Genomic DNA, 21,410 nt, shown 5'->3' with positions numbered 1-21,410 from the left:
TCCCGTGGTGTTTTAATCGGCCGTAGCATGGATGCTACTTATTAGAGAATGCAGGACGCACATTCTCCTGGATCCAGTTTATAAAGAGTGATGGATCTTCGATCAGAGACTTCGAAGATGACGGTGTTTATACTTTTGTTCTTTGCCTAAAAATCAACAACTTAATTTTAAGTTACTTAGAATAGAATGCAGGATGCACATTCTCCTGGATCTAGTTTCTAAAAGACAATGGATCAGGACAATATGCGTCCTGCATTGTCTAATAAGAAGCGTCCATGCTACGTTCCGATCAGAGACTTCGAAGATGACGTTAACAGCAAGCTCTGGGGTTAACTAAATAGCCATTTACATTAATTTTCCAAGCCTTTATCATTCGATGATTGAAATCTGACTAAGCTGTTGATGTCTTGGTTATTGGTGATGCATTATCCTCTAAGTAACATAAACGTAATTCGTTGAATTTTCGGTAAACAATTTTGGCTTAAGTTACTTGTAGATGGGTAGCGCCAAACTCTCGCCGTCATTCCCGAAGTGTCTAATCGGGAATCCAGTTTTTTGGTTTTATTGTGCCGATGGATTCCCGACAAGAGAACTCGGGAATGACGATGAATGGATTCAGGATGATTGAAATCTGACTAAGCTTTTGATGTCTTGGTTATTGGTGATGCTCTCGTTGTTATTCGTTAAGGTTTATCAGTTAAAGGTATTGTAGATAATTCAGTAATACCTTTAACTGTTTGTTGTTGCCATTTTTCTTGTGGTAACTGACGCCTAATATTACGTATACTTTTCCAAATAGACTTAAGTGCAAAATGATCAGCCAACCACTTTGGTGTGTCTCCCCGACCATCAGCGATAAAAGTATATTCAATAACAATTCCGCTACCTTCATCTTCTAATTGCTTCGGTATTATTTTCCAATGGGCGCTATGAGTTTTTACTTGTAAATAATCGTCGAAATTGTTCACAGAAGAAAGCAGGTAGTCTTCAACGTTTGCTTCATCTGTTAATTTTATCTCAAGACTTAAGTCATCGTTTTGCCAAAATAGAGAATTTAGTATTAAAATTCTTGGTTGTAATGGCCAAATTTTAGTTAGCTTTATATAGAAGCTATTTTGTTGCGCTGAGTATTGTTTAATTACTTTGCTTTCACGGGCATTAATTAACCAGTTTTGGGTGTTGTCGACATCTTTTAAAAAGACTAAAAATCCAGACAGGCTTGAGCGGACTATTGCTGTCGCTTTAATTTCGATGAGGTTTTTGTCAATATTGCCATCAATTATAGCGGGGCGAGAACTGACACTTTGTGAACTGTTCTTTTTCCATAACTTCCATGGGTTTTCTGTGGCGTGTGCGAAGGATAGAGAGATAAAAAGCAGGAACGTTGTTAAAAGGGTAAATATTTTCACTAAACTCAGCTAGTTATTAAGTACTATTGTTATCAGTATTACTGATTTCCCTGTAAAGTGCTATGTAGATCTGTGCTTATCGCTTTGTCATTTATCCTACTTATATAGCTGGGTTAAACCATAGTATTGCCTATCATAAGACTTAAAATGCTTTAATTGGTCAAAGCTTGTGAAAACCCTTGTTTAAAAAGGGTAAGGCTTTTACAATCATCCGCAGAAAAAACGAATTCTAAACAAAGAGCTATATGCTCTTTTTTATGTTCAGGATGAACATGATTAAGCGATTGCAAGATGCAGCAGCTAATACCACTTATTTTTAACTATTAAAACTCAAGCGACGCTACGTGTGTGCCGCCACTGAATAAGGAAAAAACATGCCTGTAATTACTCTCCCTGATGGTTCTCAACGTTCTTTTGAACAAGCTGTATCTGTAATGGATGTTGCGCTTGATATTGGCCCTGGTCTTGCTAAAGCAACCATTGCTGGCCGTATTGACGGAAACCTTGTTGATGCGTGCGAATTAATTACCCAAGATGCCTCTTTGCAACTTATCACCAATAAAGACAGCGAAGGTCTTGAGATAATTCGTCATTCTTGTGCGCATTTATTAGGGCATGCTATTAAGCAGTTATACCCAGATGTTAAAATGGCAATTGGTCCAACGATTGAAAATGGTTTTTATTATGATATTGACCTTGAAGAGTCAATTACTGAAGACGATTTAGCCAAAATTGAAAAACGTATGACAGAACTTGCTCGTACGGGTTATGAAGTAGTTAAGAAAACAGGTACGTGGCAAGACGCTTACGATGCGTTTACTGAACGTGGTGAAACATACAAATTACAAATTCTTGATGAAAACATCGAGAAAACTGATACGCCGGCTTTATATCATCATCAAGAATACATTGATATGTGTCGAGGTCCTCATGTACCAAGCATGCGTCATTGTCATCAGTTCAAATTAATGAAAGTAGCTGGTGCCTATTGGCGTGGTAATTCAGATAACAAAATGTTGCAACGTATTTACGGCACAGCATGGGCTGATAAAAAGCAACTTAAAGCTTATATAGTACGTTTAGCTGAAGCTGAAAAACGTGATCACCGTAAAATTGGTAAAACATTAGATTTATTCCATTGGCAAGAAGAAGCGCCAGGCATGGTGTTTTGGCATAACGATGGTTGGACTATTTATACTGAGTTAGAGAAATTTATTCGTGAAAAATTACACGAATATGATTATGACGAAGTTAAAGCGCCAATGATGATGGATAGAAGTCTTTGGGAAAAATCGGGTCACTGGGACAAATATGCAGATGGTATGTTTACTACTACCTCTGAAAAGCGTGAATACGCGATTAAACCAATGAACTGTCCTGGTCATGTTCAAATTTTCAATCAAGGTTTGAAGTCTTACCGTGATTTACCATTGCGTATTGCTGAATTTGGCTGTTGTCATCGTAATGAACCTTCAGGCTCTTTACATGGTTTGATGCGCGTTCGTGGCTTTACTCAAGATGATGCTCATATTTTCTGTATGGAATCACAAGTTCAAGCTGAAGTGAAAAAATGTATCGAAATGGTCTATGACGTCTATGGCTCGTTTGGCTTTGAAGATGTTGTTGTTAAACTTTCTACTCGTCCTGAAAATCGTATTGGCAGTGATGAAATTTGGGATAAAGCTGAAGCTGGTTTAGCACAAGCATTAACAGACAGTAATATTGCTTTTGAATACTTACCAGGTGAAGGTGCTTTTTACGGTCCTAAAATAGAATTCACTTTAATGGATTGTTTAGGTCGTGCTTGGCAATGTGGAACAGTACAACTTGATTTTGCCTTACCAGAGCGTTTAGGTGCAACTTATGTTGGTGAAGACAACGAAAGATATACTCCGGTAATGATTCACCGAGCAATTTTAGGTTCATTAGAGCGTTTTATTGGTATTTTAATCGAAGAATTCTCTGGCAAGTTTCCAACATGGTTATCACCTATTCAGACCACAATTATGAATATTACTGATAAACAAGCGCCATATTGTGAGAAAGTTGTTAAAAAACTAAAAGAAAATGGCTTTAGAGCAAAATTAGACTTGAGAAATGAGAAGATAGGCTTTAAAATCCGCGAGCACACTTTGAAGCGAGTTCCATATTTATTAGTTGTCGGTGACAAAGAAATGGAATCAGGTGAAATATCCGTTCGAACTCGAAGTGGTGAAGATTTAGGAAAAATGTCGGTTGATGATTTTATTGCTAAGTTATCTGATGAAGTTAAAACACGTCAGTAAGACTTAAATAACGATAAAGTACTAAACGGATAATATAATAAAAGCAAAATAGTCTGCCTTTTCTATAATTCTATAGAATAAAGGCAGAGATTAAATAAATAGATTAAAGAGTTCTTTGGAGGAACATGGCTATTAAAGGTGGACAACGAGGCGGGCGTAAAGAGCCAGCTCATCGTTTGAATGAGTTAATTACAGATATCCTAGACAACGAAATTCGTTTAATTAAGTTTGACGGAGAGCCTGGTGGCATCGTTACATTAGATGAAGCAATGGACCAAGCGGATGACGCTGGTGTTGATCTGGTTGAAATTAGCCCTACTGCTAAGCCTCCGGTTTGTCGTGTGATGGATTACGGTAAATTTATCTACGAAAAAGCGAAAGAGCAGAAAGAACAACGTAAAAATCAGAAACAAATTCAGGTTAAGGAAATTAAATTCCGACCTGGTACAGATGAAGGCGATTATCAGGTAAAACTACGCAACCTGAAACGCTTTTTAGAAGGCGGCGATAAGGTCAAGGTAACTTTACGTTTCCGTGGCCGTGAAATGGCCCACCAAGAGCTAGGTTTAGCGCTTCTTACTCGTGTTAAAAACGATTTAGAAGAGCTTACAGTGCTCGAGTTCTTCCCGCGTCGTGCGGAAGGACGTCAAATGGTGATGGTCTTAGCCCCTAAAAATAGATAAAACTTGGTTTTATAAGTAATAGGAGATTTTTAAATCTCCTATACACCAACTTTATCTTTACGCTGTAGTTAAGGCTTACAAGTAAGGTATTCAAGTTTTCTTGGTTACTTTCGCCCTATCTACTTAATGTTTGGCAATACCTACGGGTATAAATGCGGAGTTATTCTCATGCCTAAAATGAAAACGAATAAAGGTGCTGCAAAGCGCTTTAAAAAAACAGCCAATGGCTACAAGTTCAAACAAGCTGGCCTTCGTCATATCTTGACTAAGCGTCGTACTAAAGTTAAGCGTCATCTTCGTGCTAAATGCATGATCGCCGCATCTGACATTAAGTCAGTTAAAAAACTTTTACGTCACGGTTAATTAGGAGATATAGAAAATGGCTAGAGTAAAACGTGGTGTACAAGCTCGTGCACGTCACAAGAAAGTTCTAAAGCAAGCTAAAGGTTATTACGGAGCACGTAGCCGTGTTTATCGTGTTGCTTACCAAGCAGTAACTAAAGCAGGTCAGTACGCTTACCGCGATCGTCGTCAACGTAAACGTCAGTTCCGTCAGCTTTGGATTACGCGTATTAACGCTGCAGCTCGTCAAAATGGTTTATCTTACAGTAAATTCATTAATGGTCTTAAAAAGGCTTCTATTGAAATAGATCGTAAGATCCTAGCTGACATCGCAGTATACGATAAAGCAGCATTCACGTTCTTAGTTGAAAAAGCGCAAGCTTCTTTAGCTGCTTAAGAAAATAGAATGTAAGCTCAGCTAAATTAGCTAAGCTTGAAAAAAAGGACGCTTTATAGCGTCCTTTTTATTTTTAAGCGAATACTGTTTAACTAAAGTTATTACTCAGCGCTAACTTAAGTAACTTTAGTTAAGCAGCATTTTTATAGATGCTGAAAATATTTAATCTTTAACCAAAATAAATAATCAAGAGAACTAAGTATGAATCTAGCTGATAAAGTTTTAGCTGTTAATAACGACCTTCCTATCCGTACTGATGCACCGGTACACAGCGGTAAAGTGCGCTCTGTTTATTGGTTAACAGCAACAGATAGCAAACGTCTTATCGAAGAGAAGGGCTATGATGTTCCAAGTGATACTTCATTAGCTATTATGGTGATTAGTGACCGAATCTCAGCTTTTGACTGTATTTGGTCAGGTGAGAATGATATGCGTGGTGTACCAGGTAAAGGTGCAGCATTAAATGCTATATCAAACCATTGGTTTAAGTTGTTTAAAGAGCAAGGGCTAGCCGATAGTCATATCTTAGACATCCCACACCCATTTGTATGGATTGTGCAAAAAGCTAAGCCAGTGATGATTGAGGCTATCTGTCGTCAATATATTACCGGTTCAATGTGGCGTTCATACACTAAGGGTGAAAGAGACTTTTGTGGTATTGAATTACCTGAAGGGTTAGAAAAAGATAGTAAATTAACATCACTACTGCAAACACCTTCTACTAAAGGTATTTTAGAAGGTATTCCTGGCGTTCCTGCAGTTGATGATGTGAATATTACCCGAAAAAATATTGAAGATAATTTTGAAGCGTTCAACTTTAAATCTATCGGTGATATCGCACGTTATGAAAAACTACTGACCGAAGGTTTTGATGTTATTTCAGCCGCTTTATCAAAAATAGATCAAGTATTTGTTGATACTAAATTTGAGTTTGGTTATGTCAAAGACGTTAATGGTGATGACAAACTAATTTATATGGATGAAGTCGGTACACCTGATTCTTCACGTATATGGGACGGCGAACAATATCGTGCAGGCAATGTTGTTGAAAACTCTAAAGAGGGCTTTCGTCAGCTATTATTAAAACACTTTCCAGATCCAGATGTTTTATTAAATAAGGATCGTATGGATGAGCGTGAAGCATTAGCACGTGACAATAAGTTGCCGTTGTCTGTATTGATGGATGTGTCAAAAACTTATACCGATATCGCTGAAAAAATTACCGGTGAAAAAATAATTTTATCTGATAACCCTAAAGCTGAAATTGTTTCGATTTTGCGTGAGCAATATCAGTTAATTGATTAAGTTGTAAAATAGTTAATCAATAAAAAAACCAGCTTATTGCTGGTTTTTTATTATCTGTTATTTATGATCATCGACCGTGGTTATGTTTTACCACCATTTTTGATTATTTCACGTGCCATTTCATCAGCAATGATGCCAGTAGGTCTGTTTTGAATATCAGCTTTAGCGTAAATATCTAATAAGGTGTGATAAATATCGCCAACCTTTTCAGTTGATTTTACTTTATCGTAATTATCTTCAAATGAGACATTAATAATACCACCAGCATTAATTACATAATCTGGCGCGTATAAAATACCATGCTCAACTAGTGCTTGATCGTGGCGGGGCTCAGATAATTGATTATTTGCACAGCCTGCGATAATACTCGCTTTCAAACGACTTAATGTTTCATCATTGATAGTGGCACCTAGTGCACAAGGAGCATAAATATCAACGTCTTGATCGTATATTTCGTCTAACCCAACAACCGTAGCATTAAACTCAGTAGCGGCAAGGTCTAAAGCTGCGTGGTTGATATCTGTGATAATCAGTTCTGCGCCAGCGTTGTGAAGGTGTTCACACAAAGCATATCCAACGCTACCTAGACCTTGAACAGCAACTTTTAGACCAGTTAAATCATCACGATTAAGTTTATGTTTTACCGAGGCTTTGATACCTAGAAATGTGCCAAGGGCAGTAAAGGGAGCGGGATTACCACTCTTACCTTCGGTACCTGTTACGAAGGGGGTCACACTATTTGCGATAGCGATATCACTTGTCGTAATATTGACATCCTCTGCGCTCAAGTAGCGTCCATTGAGCCTATTTAATGCTTCACCAAAAGCTTTGAACAGTGCTTCAGATTTAAGTGTTTTAGCATCGCCAATAATGACAGACTTCCCACCACCCATCTTAAGACCAGCCATCGCATTTTTATATGTCATGCCCTTTGATAGTCGCAACACATCAACAAGGGCTTCCTCGTCACTCGCATAATCCCACATTCTACAGCCACCTACAGCTGCACCAAGTTTGGTACTATGTACGGCAATAATAGCCTTTAGTCCACTTGTATCATCACTGCAATAAACTACTTGCTCGTGGTCATCAAAATCAGGTAAATCAAATAAAGCCATCAGGTATCTCCATTTTTTCTTGCTAGAAAAGGCAATTTAAATGTGTTGTAATGTTGTTAAGGAACGATAGCACCTAGAAAATAGCCAAGCTAGTCACTGATAAAATTAACAATTTAATATTAAGTTGCTAGCTGTAAGCGAAAAGCTACAACTTGCAAATTAATCATGACAACCTTGTTTACTTTATAAATAACTAACCCCAAATAAACCCGAATAATTAGAGAGTTAAAATGACCGAAGCAGTAGAGATGACAGAAGAAGAACAGCAGCAGTGGGTAAAAAAACAATATCAAATAGCGACTAAATACTTAGCCGAGAAAGGTATTGTTACTAATAGTGTTACTGTAGAAGAAAGTCGCTATTTAGTACCTTTATTGGCGTTATGGAAATTAACGGCAATGGATGGTAAAAAGTTTTGGGTTTTATGTGGCGACTTACCTAGTGACCATAGCAGTGTTGATGTAGCACCAAATGCCCGTGAGGCATTAAGACACTTTGCTTTAAAGTGGCAAATGCAAGCTGAAAATTTATTACAAGCTGAAAATGAAGAACAAAAGAATTTTGCTCAGTTATTAATTGGTCGTGCTGAGGGCTTGTATAAGCTATATGATGATGAGTCTTTATGGCAGTCAAAATAGTTCAGCATTAGTGATTTAAGTAATACTTTGCTTTTTCAGCATGTTTAACTGCTTTAGATATTGCGCATGCCATTCGTTGTTTTGGCATGCCAGCTTCCATATATACTGAGCCGATAGGATAAAACTCATGCTTAGTAAAATATTCTACTTTTTCAAGTGGACTTGAAATAAATACTTCTTTAAGAGTTAACCTATCTGCAATACGAAATAACCCCAACATTATAAATTTATCTATTTTTTCACTTCTATAACCCATAACTACCGCGATTCGACTTATTTCACCTTGTGGGGATATGCGACCTGTAGCAATAGGTTCTTGATTTTTATCATCACATACCAACATGTGATAAGCGGTTCTGTCACCTTGATCAAATTCAATTTTTTTGGGGATGCGTCTTTCACAGACAAAGACTTTTTCACGAATGTTTTTAAGTAGCGGAGCTGCTTGTTGCCATTTTACTTGGCTAATACTGTAAGACATTTAAAGAACCAACGTTAACTAGTGAAGGTAATACCAATTCCAATAAGTAACTTCCCGCTCAGCGAGAGTTAAAAGGCTTAGAGGCAAGGCATTGATTGTAGATAATGGCTATTCCCTTATCAAAATCAATAACGCAGCATGTAAGCCTTTTAAAATCGCCCTTCGGGAGCTTTCCTACGATTCGATAACTGCACAGAATTTCTTTCATATAGAGTGACTATATGCAAAAAAATTCTACTTGTTCTCAAACCGCAGGTAAGCTCTGAAAGGGAACTAACTTAATGGACTTGGTATAAACCAGAAGTACATTCAGACTAGTTAAAAATTTGGGTTATTGCCAATACAGATTCGTGTTTTTTTGTTCTTTTATTATACGGTTTGTTACCGAAGGTTAAGTTAAGTTAGTTTAATAGATTCGGTATAAATTTTAGACATAAAAAAAGAAGGCGTAGTGCCTTCTTTTTTATACTATTTAGATAGAAATATCTATTTTACTATCTATTTTAGTTCATCAATGAATGCAACTGCGCGGCCAATGTAGCTAGCAGGAGTCATTTCACATAACTGAGCTTTAGCATGTTCAGGTAATTCAAGTGTCATGATAAAAGCACGCATAGAGTCGCCATTAACACGTTTGCCACGTGTTAGTTCTTTTAGCTTCTCATAAGGCTTCTCAATACCGTAACGACGCATAACCGTTTGTACTGGCTCTGCTAATACTTCCCAATTACTGTCTAATTCAGCAGCTAAGTTAGCTTCATTTACTTCTAACTTGCTAATACCTTTTAATGTAGCGCCGTAAGCGATCATTGTATGAGCAAAACCAACACCTAAGTTACGTAAAACTGTTGAGTCAGTTAAGTCACGCTGCCAGCGAGAAATAGGCAATTTTTGAGAAAGGTGAGTGAATAGTGCATTAGCAATGCCTAAGTTACCTTCTGAGTTTTCGAAATCAATTGGGTTAACTTTATGTGGCATAGTTGATGAGCCAATTTCACCAGCAATAGTCTTTTGCTTGAAGTGACCCATAGCGATGTAACCCCAAATATCACGATCAAAATCGATTAAAATGGTATTAAAACGTGCTACAGCATCAAATAACTCAGCAATATAATCATGTGGTTCAATTTGAGTCGTAAATGCGTTGAATGATAAACCTAATGAAGTAACAAATTCATTAGCAAATTCATGCCAGTCAACTTCAGGGTAAGCACTAAGGTGAGCATTGTAGTTACCAACAGCACCGTTAATTTTACCTAACATTTCAACGTTAGAAATTTGCTCACGTTGACGTTGTAGACGTACATACACGTTAGCCATCTCTTTACCTAGCGTGCTAGGAGAAGCAGGTTGGCCATGAGTACGACACATCATTGGAATAGTTTTGTATTCAATCGCTAGCGCTTTCATTGCCGCTAAAATGTTATCCATTTCTGGTAATAAAACATTTTCACGACAATCCGTTAACATTAGAGCGTGCGATAAGTTGTTGATATCTTCTGAAGTACAAGCAAAGTGAATAAATTCAGTTACTGCGTTTAATTCAACGTTATCAGCAATTTTTTCTTTCAAGAAGTATTCAACTGCTTTTACATCATGGTTAGTTGTTGCTTCAATCTTTTTGATTGATAAAGCATCTTCTTCACTGAAGTTAGTAACAATGTTATTTAAAACATCATTTGCTTGTGCAGTAAATGCAGGAACTTCTGCTATTGCGCTTGTTGCTGCAAGTTTTTGTAACCAACGTACTTCAACAGTAACACGGTATTTAATTAGGCCAAACTCACTAAAAATAGGGCGCAATGATTTTACTTTGCTACCATAACGACCATCTACAGGTGATATTGCACTTAATGCTGAAAGTTCCATAATTTTTCCTAGGTTATATTAATATTCTCTTTAACTAATAGGCTCAGTTTAAGAGTTAAATAGTGTTGAGTAATTCTTTAGCTGTATCGACTATTTTTTTACGGCTGAATAATATGTGGCGTCTTTTACCACCGACTTGTCGCCATAATACGGCCGCACGTATACCCGCTAATAATAAAGCTCTAATTTTATATTGATTGACGTTTTGCTTTAAAATACTTGGTTCGCCAGTGACTTGAATCTTATGTCCTAATGGACTGATAATATCGCTATAAATACTAGCGAAACTTGCCGTTAAGGTGTCACTTGTTAGACCGTAATGCTCAAGTTGGCGTTCGGTTGCGTTTATACGTTCACCCAGAGCATTAAGCTGTTGCGGTTGTTTAGCAAGGCGTCTTTCTAAATTTATTAAGCTAATGATGTAGCGAGTTAATTCGGGATCTTTGTGTTTTTTTGAGCCAGAACTACCATCATCGCTGCCTAAATGGCTGATTAATAGCTCAAGACCTTTTTTGATATTATCGATTTTCCCACCATAAACCGCTAAGGTATTGACTGGCGAGGTTTCAATGATACTTTGTAATAAAACACCGAAATCTTCATCAGTGATTTGCCCCGTGCGTGATACGTGCTGTACTTGATAAGCTACTTGGCAAATAGCCGCAAAGGTAATTGTTTGATCTTTCATTTTTTCTCTAGTTTTTAGTTTATCTGTTTTACTTTATTAGTCTTAGTTGAACTTGGCTTAGTCATGCTCAATATTAGCGAATAAGGGTATCAATGATACCGCCACCTAAACAGACATCATCTTGATAAAATACCACGGACTGTCCTGGCGTTACTGAACTTTGCTGTTCGGTAAAGTCTATTTGATATTCACCGGTAACAGCTTCGCCAGTTGTTGATACAGAAAGGGGAGTGACAGTACATGAAACATCTTCTTGACGATAACGCGTCTTTACGGTGCATTTAATGCTACTAGTTAGTTCTTTTCTATCAACCCAATGTAGCTGATTAGCAATTAAGCCTTTAGAAAATAGGCGAGGGTGATTATGCCCTTGACCAACAATAAGCACATTGCGTAATAAATCTTTTTCAACAACATACCATGGCGCTTCACCAGCATCGGCTAAACCACCAATACGCAGGCCTTTTCGTTGACCTAAAGTATGGTACATCAAACCATCGTGATGACCGACAGCGACACCTTCAGCTGACTCAATAATACCTGGCTTGGCAGGTAAATATTGACCAAGGAAGTCTTTAAATTTACGCTCACCAATAAAACAAATACCGGTGCTGTCTTTTTTATTGTGGGTAATTAGCCCAGCTTTCTCTGCAATAGCGCGAACTTCTGGCTTTTCGATATGACCGACAGGAAATAATGTTTGTGCTAATTGTTTTTCATCAAGTGTATAAAGGAAGTAGCTTTGGTCCTTGTTATTATCAAGACCTCGTATCATTTTCCATGAATTATCGCGTAACTCACGTTGAACGTAATGACCCGTGGCAATGTAGTCGGCGCCTAAGTCTTCACAAGCAAACTCTAAAAAAGCTTTGAACTTTATTTCTTTATTACACATGATATCGGGGTTAGGCGTGCGTCCCGCTTTGTATTCTTCAAGAAAGTACTCGAAAACATTGTCCCAATATTCAGTAGCAAAATTGATAGTATGTAATTTAATATCTAGTTTGTCACAAATAGCCTGTGCATCTTGCAAGTCTTGGGCTGCAGCACAATACTCATCAGTATCATCCTCTTCCCAATTCTTCATAAATAAGCCTTCTACTTGATAACCTTGCTCTTGTAGCAAATAAGCAGAGACAGATGAGTCGACACCTCCAGACATACCAACAATGACTTTGGTTTGCTCTGGGGCTTTATTATTTGAGGCTGTTAACATGTTTATTTGACCAATAGACGTTAAGAAATAAGTGTACTAACTAACGGTACTAACTAAGTATGCCGAAATTAGAGGCGCGACATTATAACATGCAGAACAAGCAGGATATAGATTAAAGATTAGATTTTAACTGTGATAAGGGAATTTTATTGCCCGCTAGGTAATCTTCAATACATTCTAGCACCATAGAACTACGTAATTCTTGACGTTTTTCCTTTATTTGGTCGAGTGTAAACCAATGGGTATCGATTATTTCATTGTCTTGTGGTTGACCGGTTAACCACTGTTCTAATTCGATGACAAAACAAAAACGTAAAAAATATAGCTTAAGATCTGGACGATGAAAATAATAAATACCGCACAGGTAATCGGGCTCTAAGGCTAATCCCGTTTCTTCGAGTACTTCTCGCTGTATTGCAGTAATAAGGCTTTCATTTTCTTCTAGGTGTCCAGCGGGTTGATTGTAAACTATCTTGCTGTTTTCTTGTTCTTCAACAAATAAAAACTTGCCTTGATGATGGATAACAGCAGCAACAGTGCAGTTCGGTTTGAACTGGTCTACCCCGTGTTCTATATTTGTCATTTAAATCAAACCTTTAAGTGTTTTTTATTTCAGAGTGTTGGCTGTGTTTTATAGTTGTAAATCGAAAAGACATAATGCTCAAATTTAAAAAGTGTCTTTTAGAAATACAGCAACAGTTGTATTTGGCTTGAATTGTGCTGCTCCATGGTCGTTTTTCTCATCGTTATTAGAACGCGATAGAATACGGTCGTTACTCTTCAACTTTATATTCTCCATTATTAATATCGTCTAAGGTCCAGTTACCAATACGATATCTAATGAGTCGAAGGGTAGGGAAGCCTATGTTTGCTGTCATGCGCCTTACTTGTCTATTACGACCTTCAGTTATAGTAATTTCCAGCCAAGTGGTTGGGATACTAGCGCGCTCTCTAATAGGTGGATTGCGTGGCCAAACGTTAGGTTCTTGCATAATGGTGACTTTAGCGGGTTTAGTCATACCATCCTTTAATTTAACTCCTTGGCGTAATTTAGCTAAATCTTCATCTAAAGGTGCTCCTTCAATTTGCACCCAATACGTTTTCTCCGTTTTTTTCACTGGATTAGCTATTTGATGTTGTAACTTGCCATCATTTGTAAGTAACAATAAACCTTCACTGTCCCTATCAAGTCGGCCTGCAGCATATACACCAGGTATATTGATAAAGTCTTTTAAGGTACGGCGATTATCCTCATCGGTAAATTGGCATAAAACATCAAAGGGTTTATTGAAAAGCACGATTTTTCGCTTTTCGTTAACTGGTCGTACCTTTTGCTGTGTTTTAGCGGCATGTCTTGTATAGCCTTTGCTCTGATTCATTTTTAGATTTATTTTCCTTCAAAATTTGTAATGGCTTTTCGCACTGCTATATTAATACGCTTTGAATTACTATACTATGCGCGCGAAAAATAAATTTTAGCTTGGGTGAATATTAATTAATTTCTAGTGAATTTTTATGTGATCACCGGAGCTGTTGGCTAATTAAAGTAGGAATCTCAATGAGCACTGATAACTCAAAAATCATTTATACTATTACCGATGAAGCGCCTGCCTTAGCGACGTATTCTTTATTACCAATTATTCAAGCTTATACCGCTTCTTCAGGTATTAACGTTGAAACACGTGATATTTCTTTAGCTGCTCGTATTTTAGCTAATTTCCCAAAATACTTAACTGAAGAACAACGTGTCGAAGATGCTTTGGCTGAGTTAGGTGATTTAGCTAAAACACCAGAAGCTAATATTATCAAACTGCCAAATATTTCAGCGTCTATTCCACAGTTAGAATTGGTTATTAAAGAGTTACAAGCTAAAGGCTTTGACTTACCTAACTATCCTGCTGAGCCACAAAACGAAGCAGAAGAGTCTATTAAGCTAACTTACGCTAAAGTATTAGGTTCAGCAGTTAATCCGGTATTACGTGAAGGTAACTCAGATCGTCGTGCTCCTGGTTCTGTTAAACAATATGCCCGTAATAACCCACATTCAATGGGCGCTTGGTCTAAAGAATCAAAATCTCATGTTGCTCATATGGCATCAGGTGATTTTTACGGCAGTGAAAAATCTGTAACTATTAATGGCGCAACCAGTGTAAATATTGAATTTGTTGCACAAAACGGTGATGTAACCTTATTGAAGTCAAAGTTACCATTATTAGACAAAGAAATTATTGATGCGTCAGTAATGAGCAAATCAGCCTTGGTTGAATTCTTTGAGACTGAAATTAATAAAGCGAAAGAAGAAGATGTTTTACTTTCATTGCATTTAAAAGCAACGATGATGAAAGTGTCAGATCCAATCATGTTTGGTCACGCAGTTAAAGTGTTCTATAAAGATGTTTTTGCTAAACATGCAGCTACTTTTGAGCAATTAGGTGTTGACGCTAATAACGGTATTGGTGATGTTTACGCTAAGATCGCACGTTTATCTGCAGATCAAAAAGCAGAAATCGAAGCAGATTTACAAGCTGTTTATGCAACTCGTCCAGAAATGGCTATGGTTGACTCTGATAAGGGTATTACTAACTTACACGTACCAAGTGATGTAATCATTGATGCATCAATGCCAGCAGCACTTCGCGCTTCAGGTATGATGTGGGCACCGGATGGTCAGCAAAAAGATACTAAGTTCATGATCCCTGATCGTAACTACGCTGGTGTTTTCTCAGCAGTAGTTGATTTTTGTCGTGAAAATGGTGCTTTCAACCCATCAACTATGGGTACGGTACCAAATGTTGGCTTAATGGCTCAAAAAGCTGAAGAGTACGGCTCACACGATAAAACATTCACCATGTCTGGAACAGGTGTTGTTCGTGTTGTTAATGCCAATGGCGAAACACTGATTGAACAAATTGTTGCTGAAGGTGATATTTTCAGAATGTGTCAGGTGAAAGATGCGCCTATTCAAGATTGGGTTAAATTAGCCGTTACTCGTGCTAAAGCGACGGGTACTCCAACGGTATTTTGGTTAGATGAAAATCGTGGCCATGATGCAGAAATGATCAAAAAAGTTAATACTTATTTAGCAGATCACGATATTACTGGTTTAGATATTCAAATATTAGAGCCAGTTAAAGCCTGTGAGTATACCCTTGCACGTGTTGCTAAAGGTGAAGATGCAATATCAGTTACCGGTAATGTATTACGTGATTACTTAACAGATTTGTTCCCAATTTTAGAATTGGGTACTAGCGCTAAGATGCTTTCAATTGTGCCATTAATGAATGGTGGTGGTTTATTCGAAACGGGTGCTGGTGGCTCTGCACCTAAGCACGTTCAACAATTCGAAAAAGAAAATCACTTACGTTGGGATTCTTTAGGTGAATTTTTAGCGCTTGCTGCATCACTTGAACATGTTGCGGTAACAACAGGTAATGCTAAAGCACAAATACTAGCTGATACGTTAGATTCGGCCACAGGTAAGTTCTTAGATACGAACAAATCACCTTCTCGCAGAGTTGGCGAGTTAGACAACCGTGGTAGTCACTTCTATCTTGCAATGTACTGGGCACAAGCTATTGCAGCGCAAACAAGTGATACTGAACTTCAAGAAAGTTTTACTGGTGTATCTCAAGCGCTAACCAAGCAGGAAGAAAAAATTGTAGCTGAATTAAATGCAGCTCAAGGTCCAGCTATTGATATTAATGGTTATTATTTTGCTGATACTCAACTTGCAGAAAAAGCAATGCGACCAAGTGAAACATTTAATACAATTTTATCTGCACTACTTTAAGATAACTAATTGTTTTAAATAAAGTACAAATGATCAGGTGCTAGCGAATAGCACCGTATTAAATAAAAAGCTAAGTAATAATACTTAGCTTTTTTTATGTCTTTTTTTTGCCGTTAGACTTTAGTCTAAGTGATATTTATTCATGTTAGTGATAGTGGGTATCACTAAATAGTGATTAGTGCCTAGGTCATTTTTGAATTAGTTTAGTAGAGTAATCTTCCTATACCCGTTTAATGTGGAGTTCGTCCTATGACTAATCAAATCACCATTCCCACTACCGGAGATAAAATTACTTTTATTGACGGTAAATTATCAGTACCAAATAATCCAATAATTCCTTTTATTGAAGGTGATGGCATAGGTGTTGATGTAACACCACCGATGCTAAAAGTTGTGAATGCTGCAGTTGAAAAAGCGTATTCAGGCGATAGAAAAATAGCATGGATGGAAGTCTATGCAGGTGAAAAAGCCACAAAAATGTATGATAGTGAAACTTGGCTTCCTGATGAAACACTAGAAATATTACAAGAATACAAAGTTTCCATAAAAGGGCCATTGACCACACCTGTTGGTGGGGGAATGAGTTCTTTGAATGTAGCGATAAGACAAATGCTTGATCTTTATGTATGCCAACGTCCTGTGCAGTGGTTTACCGGCGTTCCAAGTCCGGTTAAAAGACCATCAGAAGTTGATATGGTTATCTTTAGAGAAAACACTGAAGATATTTATGCAGGTATTGAATTCAAAGCGGGTAGTGATAAAGCAAAAGCCATGATTGAGTTTCTGACTGAAGAAATGGGCGCAAGTAATATTCGCTTTACTGAAAACTGTGGTATCGGTATCAAACCCGTATCAAAAGAGGGTACACAACGTTTGGTTAGACAAGCGATTCAATACGCTATTGATAATGATAAAGACTCGGTAACGCTGGTTCATAAAGGTAACATTATGAAGTTTACTGAGGGAGCTTTTAAAGATTGGGGTTATGAGCTTGCGTTAGAAGAATTTGGTGCTAGTTTGATTGATGGTGGCCCTTGGTGCTCGCTTAAAAATCCTAATACAGGTAAAGAGATCATCATCAAAGATGTTATTGCTGATGCTATGTTACAGCAAATATTACTACGTCCAGCGGAGTACAGCGTTATAGCAACGTTAAACTTGAATGGTGATTACTTATCAGATGCACTTGCTGCTCAAGTTGGTGGAATAGGCATTGCCCCTGGCGCAAACTTAGGTGATGAAGTTGCCGTGTTTGAAGCTACCCATGGAACAGCACCGAAGTATGCTGGTAAGAACAAAGTAAACCCAGGCTCAGTGATTCTATCAGCAGAAATGATGTTAAGACATATGGGTTGGCTTGAAGCGGCTGATTTACTTCTTAAAGGCATGTCAGGCGCGATTAAAGCTAAAACAGTGACTTATGATTTCGAACGACTTATGGATGATGCTACCTTGGTTTCTTGTTCAGCGTTTGGCGATTGTATTATTGAACATATGTAATTATTATCAAACGGGTCAATAAACTCGTTCGGTTGGTATAATTGAAGGTAGATAAGAAAAAACACAGCTAAATGGCTGTGTTTTTTTGTGTCACTTTAGCGCAAAGTTTTATATTTATTCTAATTCGTCTTCAGCTAACTTGATACTTGCTGCATGATGACCTTTAGGGCCATCATTAAGTTCATAATCTACATCTTGTCCGGCTTTCAATGTTCGATATCCATCCATCTCAATTGTTGAATAGTGCGCAAAAATATCTTCTCCGCCGCTATCTGGACGAATAAAGCCAAAACCTTTCGCATTATTAAACCATTTAACTGTACCGTGTGCCATACTTCAACTTCCTTTTATATCCTTTAGTATTTAATTATGTTTTACTTATCTTTGTACCCCATATTACTGAAGGATTAACCTCAAAGGACTAATCCCAAAACAATACGCAAATAATAAGTAATTACATAGACAACAAACTAAGCGACTAAATATTAGCCACTTATAGAATCGTAGCTAATTTATAAAATTAGTCAAGTCGAAAAAGTGCTTTTTTTACTGTTTTTTAAGTATAATTACACGAAAAGTTACAGCAAAAGTAAAAAGTAGAGACTAAGATAAATATATGAGCAACTGGAAAGAGTTATTTGACACCCAAGGCATTGTGGAAGAAGAAGTTAGAGAGCAATTAGAAGAGCCGGCTAAATACCATGTTTTTTTACTTAATGATGACTATACCCCGATGGACTTTGTTGTAGATGTATTGTGTAACTTTTTTAATAAAAGTGAAGAGCAAGCAACAGATATTATGTTAACCATTCACTATAAAGGAAAAGGCCTTTGTGGCACATATACTGCAGAAATAGCAGAAACAAAAGTAGAACATGTTGTCCAGTACGCTTTTGATAATCAGCACCCATTAAAGTGTGTGATGGTCAAAGCATAAAGTTATAAATTGGAGTAGCTATGCTAAACAAAGACTTAGAAGTATCATTGAATTTAGCCTTTCGCCAAGCTAAAGAATCTCGCCATGAATTTATGACTGTAGAACATTTATTGTTGGCATTATTAGATAACCCTTCTGCTATTGAAGCGCTTGGCGCTTGCGGAGCAGACTTAGCCAAATTGCGTAAAAGTCTATTAGATTTTATTGGCGAGACAACCCCGATGATCCCCGTTGGAGAAGATGAACGAGAGACTCAACCTACGTTAGGCTTTCAGCGTGTTCTACAACGCGCGGTGTTCCATGTTCAATCATCAGGTAAAAATGAAGTCAGTGGTTCGAATGTGCTAGTTGCCATTTTTAGTGAGCAAGAGTCACAAGCCGCTTATATCTTGAAGAAATCAGATATTAGTCGCCTAGATATCGTTAATTATATTTCTCATGGTATTGCTAAAGTTGATGATGAAAATGCACCACATACTTTAGATGGTGATCAACAAAGCGAAGAAGAACCACGGACCATAGAGAATTTTTCCGTAAACCTTAATGAAGAAGCGCTCAAAGGTAATATTGACCCGCTAATCGGGCGAGACAATGAACTTGAACGTGCCTTACAAGTTTTGAGTCGACGCAGAAAAAATAATCCACTGTTTGTTGGTGAAGCAGGTGTTGGTAAAACGGCCATTGCAGAAGGTTTAGCTAACTTAATTGTTAATAAAGAGGTTCCTGACTTTTTAGCTGATGCGACAATTTACTCCTTAGATATGGGGGCTTTGTTAGCGGGCACTAAATATAGAGGTGATTTCGAAAAACGCTTTAAATCTTTATTAAAAGAGCTCGAAGAAGATAAAAACGCAGTACTGTTTATTGATGAAATCCATACCATTATTGGCGCGGGAGCTGCTTCAGGTGGCATGATGGATGCTTCTAATCTACTTAAACCACTGCTTTCAGCCGGTAAAATACGTTGCTTAGGCTCAACAACTTACCAAGAATATCAAAGTGTATTTGAAAAAGATCGTGCATTGGCTCGTCGTTTCCAAAAAATAGATATTGCAGAGCCGAGTGTTGCAGATACAACTAAAATACTGCAAGGACTTAAAGAAAAGTATGAAAGCCATCATGGCATTCGTTATACCAATAAAGCTTTATATGCCGCTGCTCACTTATCTGATAAATATATTAATGAAAGGTTTCTTCCAGATAAAGCGATTGATGTCATTGATGAAGCTGGTGCTAGGCAACAGCTTGTTGCACCTAATAAGCGAAAGAAAGTCATTAATAATACTGATATTGAAAGTATTGTCGCAAAAATGGCTAGAATACCTGAAAAGTCAGTATCGCTTAGTGAAAAAGACGGTTTAAAAAATCTTGACCGTAACTTGAAACTTGTTGTATTTGGTCAAGACAAAGCTATTGATGAGCTTTCATCCGTTATTCGATTATCTCGAGCGGGCCTAGGTAATGAAGAAAAGCCAGTTGGCTCTTTCTTATTCGCCGGTCCTACAGGTGTTGGTAAAACGGAAGTAACACAACAGTTAGCTAAAATAATGGGCATAGAGCTGTTACGTTTTGATATGTCAGAATATATGGAGAAACATGCGGTTAGTAGACTTATTGGTGCTCCTCCTGGTTACGTTGGTTATGAGCAAGGTGGTTTGTTAACTGATGCTGTTATAAAACATCCGCACGCAGTGGTATTGTTGGATGAAATAGAAAAGGCTCATGAGGATGTGTATAACATCTTATTGCAAGTGATGGACCATGGTACTTTAACTGACAATAACGGCCGAAAAGCGGACTTTAGAAACATAATATTGGTGTTAACAACTAATGCTGGTGTTCAAGAAACTGTTCGTCAATCTATTGGCTTTAAACAACAAGATCATAGTCTTGATGCCTTAAGTGAAATTAATAAAGTATTTTCACCTGAATTTAGAAACCGCTTAGATAATATTCTATGGTTCAACCATTTAGATAACATTGTTATTCAGCAGGTTGTTGATAAGTTCATTGTTGAATTACAAGCGCAGCTTGATGATAAAGGTGTTTCACTAGAGTTAAGTAAGCAGGCTAGATTGTGGTTAGCTGAAAATGGTTATGATAAGTCGATGGGCGCAAGACCTATATCACGCTTGATTCAGGAACATTTGAAAAAATCATTGGCAAATGAATTACTCTTTGGTGAGTTAACACACGGAGGCGTTGCCAAAGTTGATGTTAAAAAAGACCGCTTAGTGATTAACTTTGAAAACAAACAAGAATTAATTACTGCGAAATAATAATTTACAAGTAAGCGATTAAAAACCTAACAAATTAAAATTGTTAGGTTTTTTTATGCCTGATATAAAATGGATTAATTTATTTGAGATACTTCAAAATGACAATACATCATTTTTGAAGTTCCACGATAGTATTAGGTTATACCCGAGATTTCTGATCGGGTATCCATCGCTATAGTAATTGAGAAGAATATACTTTTTTCAGGCGGACAAAACCGGCATAAAGCAGGTTTCGTTTCAGATGTTAATATGGCTCCCAGCTCTTTGCATATAATGGCTCGAACCAGTAATACATGCTCATACTTTGAAAAGGAGGAAGAGAGTACAGTCCATCGCTTTGCCGACTGTGTTATGGGCTAATCAGTTAGTACAATTGCTTTTCTTTAGGCGAAAAAAAACCTGCATAAAGCAGGTTTCGTTTCACATTTTAATGTGGCTCCCCAAACTGGGCTCGAACCAGTGACACATGGATT

The 21,410-nt window shown here is 37.5% G+C and carries 19 protein-coding genes; 10 read left to right on the top strand and 9 right to left on the bottom strand.

The features are described from left to right. Nucleotides 1-683: 683 nt before the first annotated feature. Nucleotides 684-1,409, bottom strand: coding sequence for a hypothetical protein (locus tag CXF85_RS08565; protein WP_101228119.1), 726 nt, complete (start codon nucleotides 1,407-1,409; stop codon nucleotides 684-686). A gap of 374 nt (nucleotides 1,410-1,783) precedes the next feature. On the opposite strand from CXF85_RS08565, the gene thrS reads away from it, so the two are divergent. The 5 genes from thrS to CXF85_RS08540 all read left to right on the top strand — a co-directional run bounded on the left by thrS (nucleotide 1,784) and on the right by CXF85_RS08540 (nucleotide 6,421). After that, nucleotides 1,784-3,694, top strand: a complete 1,911-nt coding sequence (thrS, locus tag CXF85_RS08560) for a threonine--tRNA ligase (RefSeq protein ID WP_101228118.1) — start codon at nucleotides 1,784-1,786, stop codon at nucleotides 3,692-3,694. A 125-nt stretch (nucleotides 3,695-3,819) separates the two neighbouring features. Beyond that, nucleotides 3,820-4,377, top strand: a complete 558-nt coding sequence (gene infC, locus CXF85_RS08555) for a translation initiation factor IF-3 (RefSeq protein WP_101228117.1) — start codon at nucleotides 3,820-3,822, stop codon at nucleotides 4,375-4,377. Nucleotides 4,378-4,545: 168 nt separating this feature from the next. After that, nucleotides 4,546-4,740, top strand: a complete 195-nt coding sequence (gene rpmI, locus CXF85_RS08550) for a 50S ribosomal protein L35 (protein ID WP_033080618.1) — start codon at nucleotides 4,546-4,548, stop codon at nucleotides 4,738-4,740. Nucleotides 4,741-4,756: 16 nt separating this feature from the next. Continuing rightward, nucleotides 4,757-5,116: a 50S ribosomal protein L20 gene (gene rplT / locus CXF85_RS08545; RefSeq protein ID WP_101228116.1), complete on the top strand. Its 360-nt coding sequence runs from the start codon at nucleotides 4,757-4,759 to the stop codon at nucleotides 5,114-5,116. Between the two features lie 201 nt (nucleotides 5,117-5,317). Continuing rightward, nucleotides 5,318-6,421 carry a phosphoribosylaminoimidazolesuccinocarboxamide synthase gene (locus CXF85_RS08540; protein ID WP_101228115.1) on the top strand — a complete coding sequence of 368 codons (1,104 nt, stop codon included), beginning with the start codon at nucleotides 5,318-5,320 and terminating at the stop codon, nucleotides 6,419-6,421. An 80-nt stretch (nucleotides 6,422-6,501) separates the two neighbouring features. Here CXF85_RS08540 and CXF85_RS08535 read toward each other — a convergent pair whose 3' ends face one another. After that, on the bottom strand, nucleotides 6,502-7,539 hold the full coding sequence (locus tag CXF85_RS08535; RefSeq protein ID WP_101228114.1) for a Leu/Phe/Val dehydrogenase: 1,038 nt from the start codon (nucleotides 7,537-7,539) through the stop codon (nucleotides 6,502-6,504). A gap of 230 nt (nucleotides 7,540-7,769) precedes the next feature. Here CXF85_RS08535 and CXF85_RS08530 point away from each other — a divergent pair, with 230 nt between their 5' ends. Further along, nucleotides 7,770-8,177: a DUF4826 family protein gene (locus tag CXF85_RS08530; RefSeq protein WP_101228113.1), complete on the top strand. Its 408-nt coding sequence runs from the start codon at nucleotides 7,770-7,772 to the stop codon at nucleotides 8,175-8,177. A 7-nt stretch (nucleotides 8,178-8,184) separates the two neighbouring features. Here CXF85_RS08530 and CXF85_RS08525 read toward each other — a convergent pair whose 3' ends face one another. From CXF85_RS08525 to CXF85_RS08500, 6 genes are all read right to left on the bottom strand, one after another. Further along, complete coding sequence (locus CXF85_RS08525) at nucleotides 8,185-8,658, bottom strand: GNAT family N-acetyltransferase (RefSeq protein ID WP_101228112.1); 474 nt, start codon at nucleotides 8,656-8,658, stop codon at nucleotides 8,185-8,187. 498 nt (nucleotides 8,659-9,156) lie between these two features. Next, on the bottom strand, nucleotides 9,157-10,527 hold the full coding sequence (purB, locus tag CXF85_RS08520; RefSeq protein WP_101228111.1) for an adenylosuccinate lyase: 1,371 nt from the start codon (nucleotides 10,525-10,527) through the stop codon (nucleotides 9,157-9,159). Nucleotides 10,528-10,582: 55 nt separating this feature from the next. After that, on the bottom strand, nucleotides 10,583-11,215 hold the full coding sequence (gene hflD / locus CXF85_RS08515; RefSeq protein ID WP_101228110.1) for a high frequency lysogenization protein HflD: 633 nt from the start codon (nucleotides 11,213-11,215) through the stop codon (nucleotides 10,583-10,585). Between the two features lie 73 nt (nucleotides 11,216-11,288). Then, nucleotides 11,289-12,431 carry a tRNA 2-thiouridine(34) synthase MnmA gene (mnmA, locus tag CXF85_RS08510; protein ID WP_101228109.1) on the bottom strand — a complete coding sequence of 381 codons (1,143 nt, stop codon included), beginning with the start codon at nucleotides 12,429-12,431 and terminating at the stop codon, nucleotides 11,289-11,291. Nucleotides 12,432-12,543: 112 nt separating this feature from the next. Next, nucleotides 12,544-13,014: an NUDIX hydrolase gene (locus CXF85_RS08505; protein WP_101228108.1), complete on the bottom strand. Its 471-nt coding sequence runs from the start codon at nucleotides 13,012-13,014 to the stop codon at nucleotides 12,544-12,546. A gap of 190 nt (nucleotides 13,015-13,204) precedes the next feature. After that, a complete protein-coding gene (locus CXF85_RS08500) occupies nucleotides 13,205-13,810 on the bottom strand; it encodes a pseudouridine synthase (protein ID WP_198555570.1) in 606 nt (201 codons plus the stop codon). Between the two features lie 179 nt (nucleotides 13,811-13,989). Here CXF85_RS08500 and CXF85_RS08495 point away from each other — a divergent pair, with 179 nt between their 5' ends. Beyond that, complete coding sequence (locus tag CXF85_RS08495) at nucleotides 13,990-16,221, top strand: NADP-dependent isocitrate dehydrogenase (RefSeq protein WP_101228107.1); 2,232 nt, start codon at nucleotides 13,990-13,992, stop codon at nucleotides 16,219-16,221. Between the two features lie 249 nt (nucleotides 16,222-16,470). After that, a complete protein-coding gene (icd, locus tag CXF85_RS08490) occupies nucleotides 16,471-17,721 on the top strand; it encodes an NADP-dependent isocitrate dehydrogenase (RefSeq protein ID WP_101228106.1) in 1,251 nt (416 codons plus the stop codon). Nucleotides 17,722-17,835: 114 nt separating this feature from the next. On the opposite strand, the gene cspD is transcribed toward icd, so the two are convergent. After that, entirely contained in the window at nucleotides 17,836-18,054 is a 219-nt protein-coding gene (gene cspD, locus CXF85_RS08485) for a cold shock domain-containing protein CspD (protein WP_101228105.1), read from the bottom strand. A 283-nt stretch (nucleotides 18,055-18,337) separates the two neighbouring features. On the opposite strand from cspD, the gene clpS reads away from it, so the two are divergent. Beyond that, entirely contained in the window at nucleotides 18,338-18,658 is a 321-nt protein-coding gene (gene clpS, locus CXF85_RS08480) for an ATP-dependent Clp protease adapter ClpS (RefSeq protein ID WP_101228104.1), read from the top strand. Nucleotides 18,659-18,678: 20 nt separating this feature from the next. Continuing rightward, the gene (clpA, locus tag CXF85_RS08475; protein WP_101228103.1) at nucleotides 18,679-20,937 is read left to right on the top strand and encodes an ATP-dependent Clp protease ATP-binding subunit ClpA; all 2,259 of its coding nucleotides are present in this window, start codon (nucleotides 18,679-18,681) and stop codon (nucleotides 20,935-20,937) included. Nucleotides 20,938-21,410 lie beyond the last annotated feature (473 nt).

The organism is Colwellia sp. 75C3, from assembly GCF_002836255.1.
In the GTDB taxonomy this organism is placed as follows: domain Bacteria; phylum Pseudomonadota; class Gammaproteobacteria; order Enterobacterales; family Alteromonadaceae; genus Colwellia.
This window is presented reverse-complemented; position numbering and strand designations above follow the sequence as displayed.

Bases quoted from the DNA above. Each gene is read 5' to 3' on its own strand.
- cspD (WP_101228105.1), bottom strand. From the start codon at position 18,054: ATGGCACACGGTACAGTTAAATGGTTTAATAATGCGAAAGGTTTTGGC.
- clpA (WP_101228103.1), top strand. From the start codon at position 18,679: ATGCTAAACAAAGACTTAGAAGTATCATTGAATTTAGCCTTTCGCCAA.
- CXF85_RS08530 (WP_101228113.1), top strand. From the start codon at position 7,770: ATGACCGAAGCAGTAGAGATGACAGAAGAAGAACAGCAGCAGTGGGTA.
- rpmI (WP_033080618.1), top strand. From the start codon at position 4,546: ATGCCTAAAATGAAAACGAATAAAGGTGCTGCAAAGCGCTTTAAAAAA.
- CXF85_RS08525 (WP_101228112.1), bottom strand. From the start codon at position 8,658: ATGTCTTACAGTATTAGCCAAGTAAAATGGCAACAAGCAGCTCCGCTA.
- icd (WP_101228106.1), top strand. From the start codon at position 16,471: ATGACTAATCAAATCACCATTCCCACTACCGGAGATAAAATTACTTTT.
- CXF85_RS08495 (WP_101228107.1), top strand. From the start codon at position 13,990: ATGAGCACTGATAACTCAAAAATCATTTATACTATTACCGATGAAGCG.
- CXF85_RS08505 (WP_101228108.1), bottom strand. From the start codon at position 13,014: ATGACAAATATAGAACACGGGGTAGACCAGTTCAAACCGAACTGCACT.
- infC (WP_101228117.1), top strand. From the start codon at position 3,820: ATGGCTATTAAAGGTGGACAACGAGGCGGGCGTAAAGAGCCAGCTCAT.
- CXF85_RS08535 (WP_101228114.1), bottom strand. From the start codon at position 7,539: ATGGCTTTATTTGATTTACCTGATTTTGATGACCACGAGCAAGTAGTT.
- clpS (WP_101228104.1), top strand. From the start codon at position 18,338: ATGAGCAACTGGAAAGAGTTATTTGACACCCAAGGCATTGTGGAAGAA.
- rplT (WP_101228116.1), top strand. From the start codon at position 4,757: ATGGCTAGAGTAAAACGTGGTGTACAAGCTCGTGCACGTCACAAGAAA.
- CXF85_RS08540 (WP_101228115.1), top strand. From the start codon at position 5,318: ATGAATCTAGCTGATAAAGTTTTAGCTGTTAATAACGACCTTCCTATC.
- mnmA (WP_101228109.1), bottom strand. From the start codon at position 12,431: ATGTTAACAGCCTCAAATAATAAAGCCCCAGAGCAAACCAAAGTCATT.
- thrS (WP_101228118.1), top strand. From the start codon at position 1,784: ATGCCTGTAATTACTCTCCCTGATGGTTCTCAACGTTCTTTTGAACAA.
- purB (WP_101228111.1), bottom strand. From the start codon at position 10,527: ATGGAACTTTCAGCATTAAGTGCAATATCACCTGTAGATGGTCGTTAT.
- hflD (WP_101228110.1), bottom strand. From the start codon at position 11,215: ATGAAAGATCAAACAATTACCTTTGCGGCTATTTGCCAAGTAGCTTAT.
- CXF85_RS08500 (WP_198555570.1), bottom strand. From the start codon at position 13,810: ATGAATCAGAGCAAAGGCTATACAAGACATGCCGCTAAAACACAGCAA.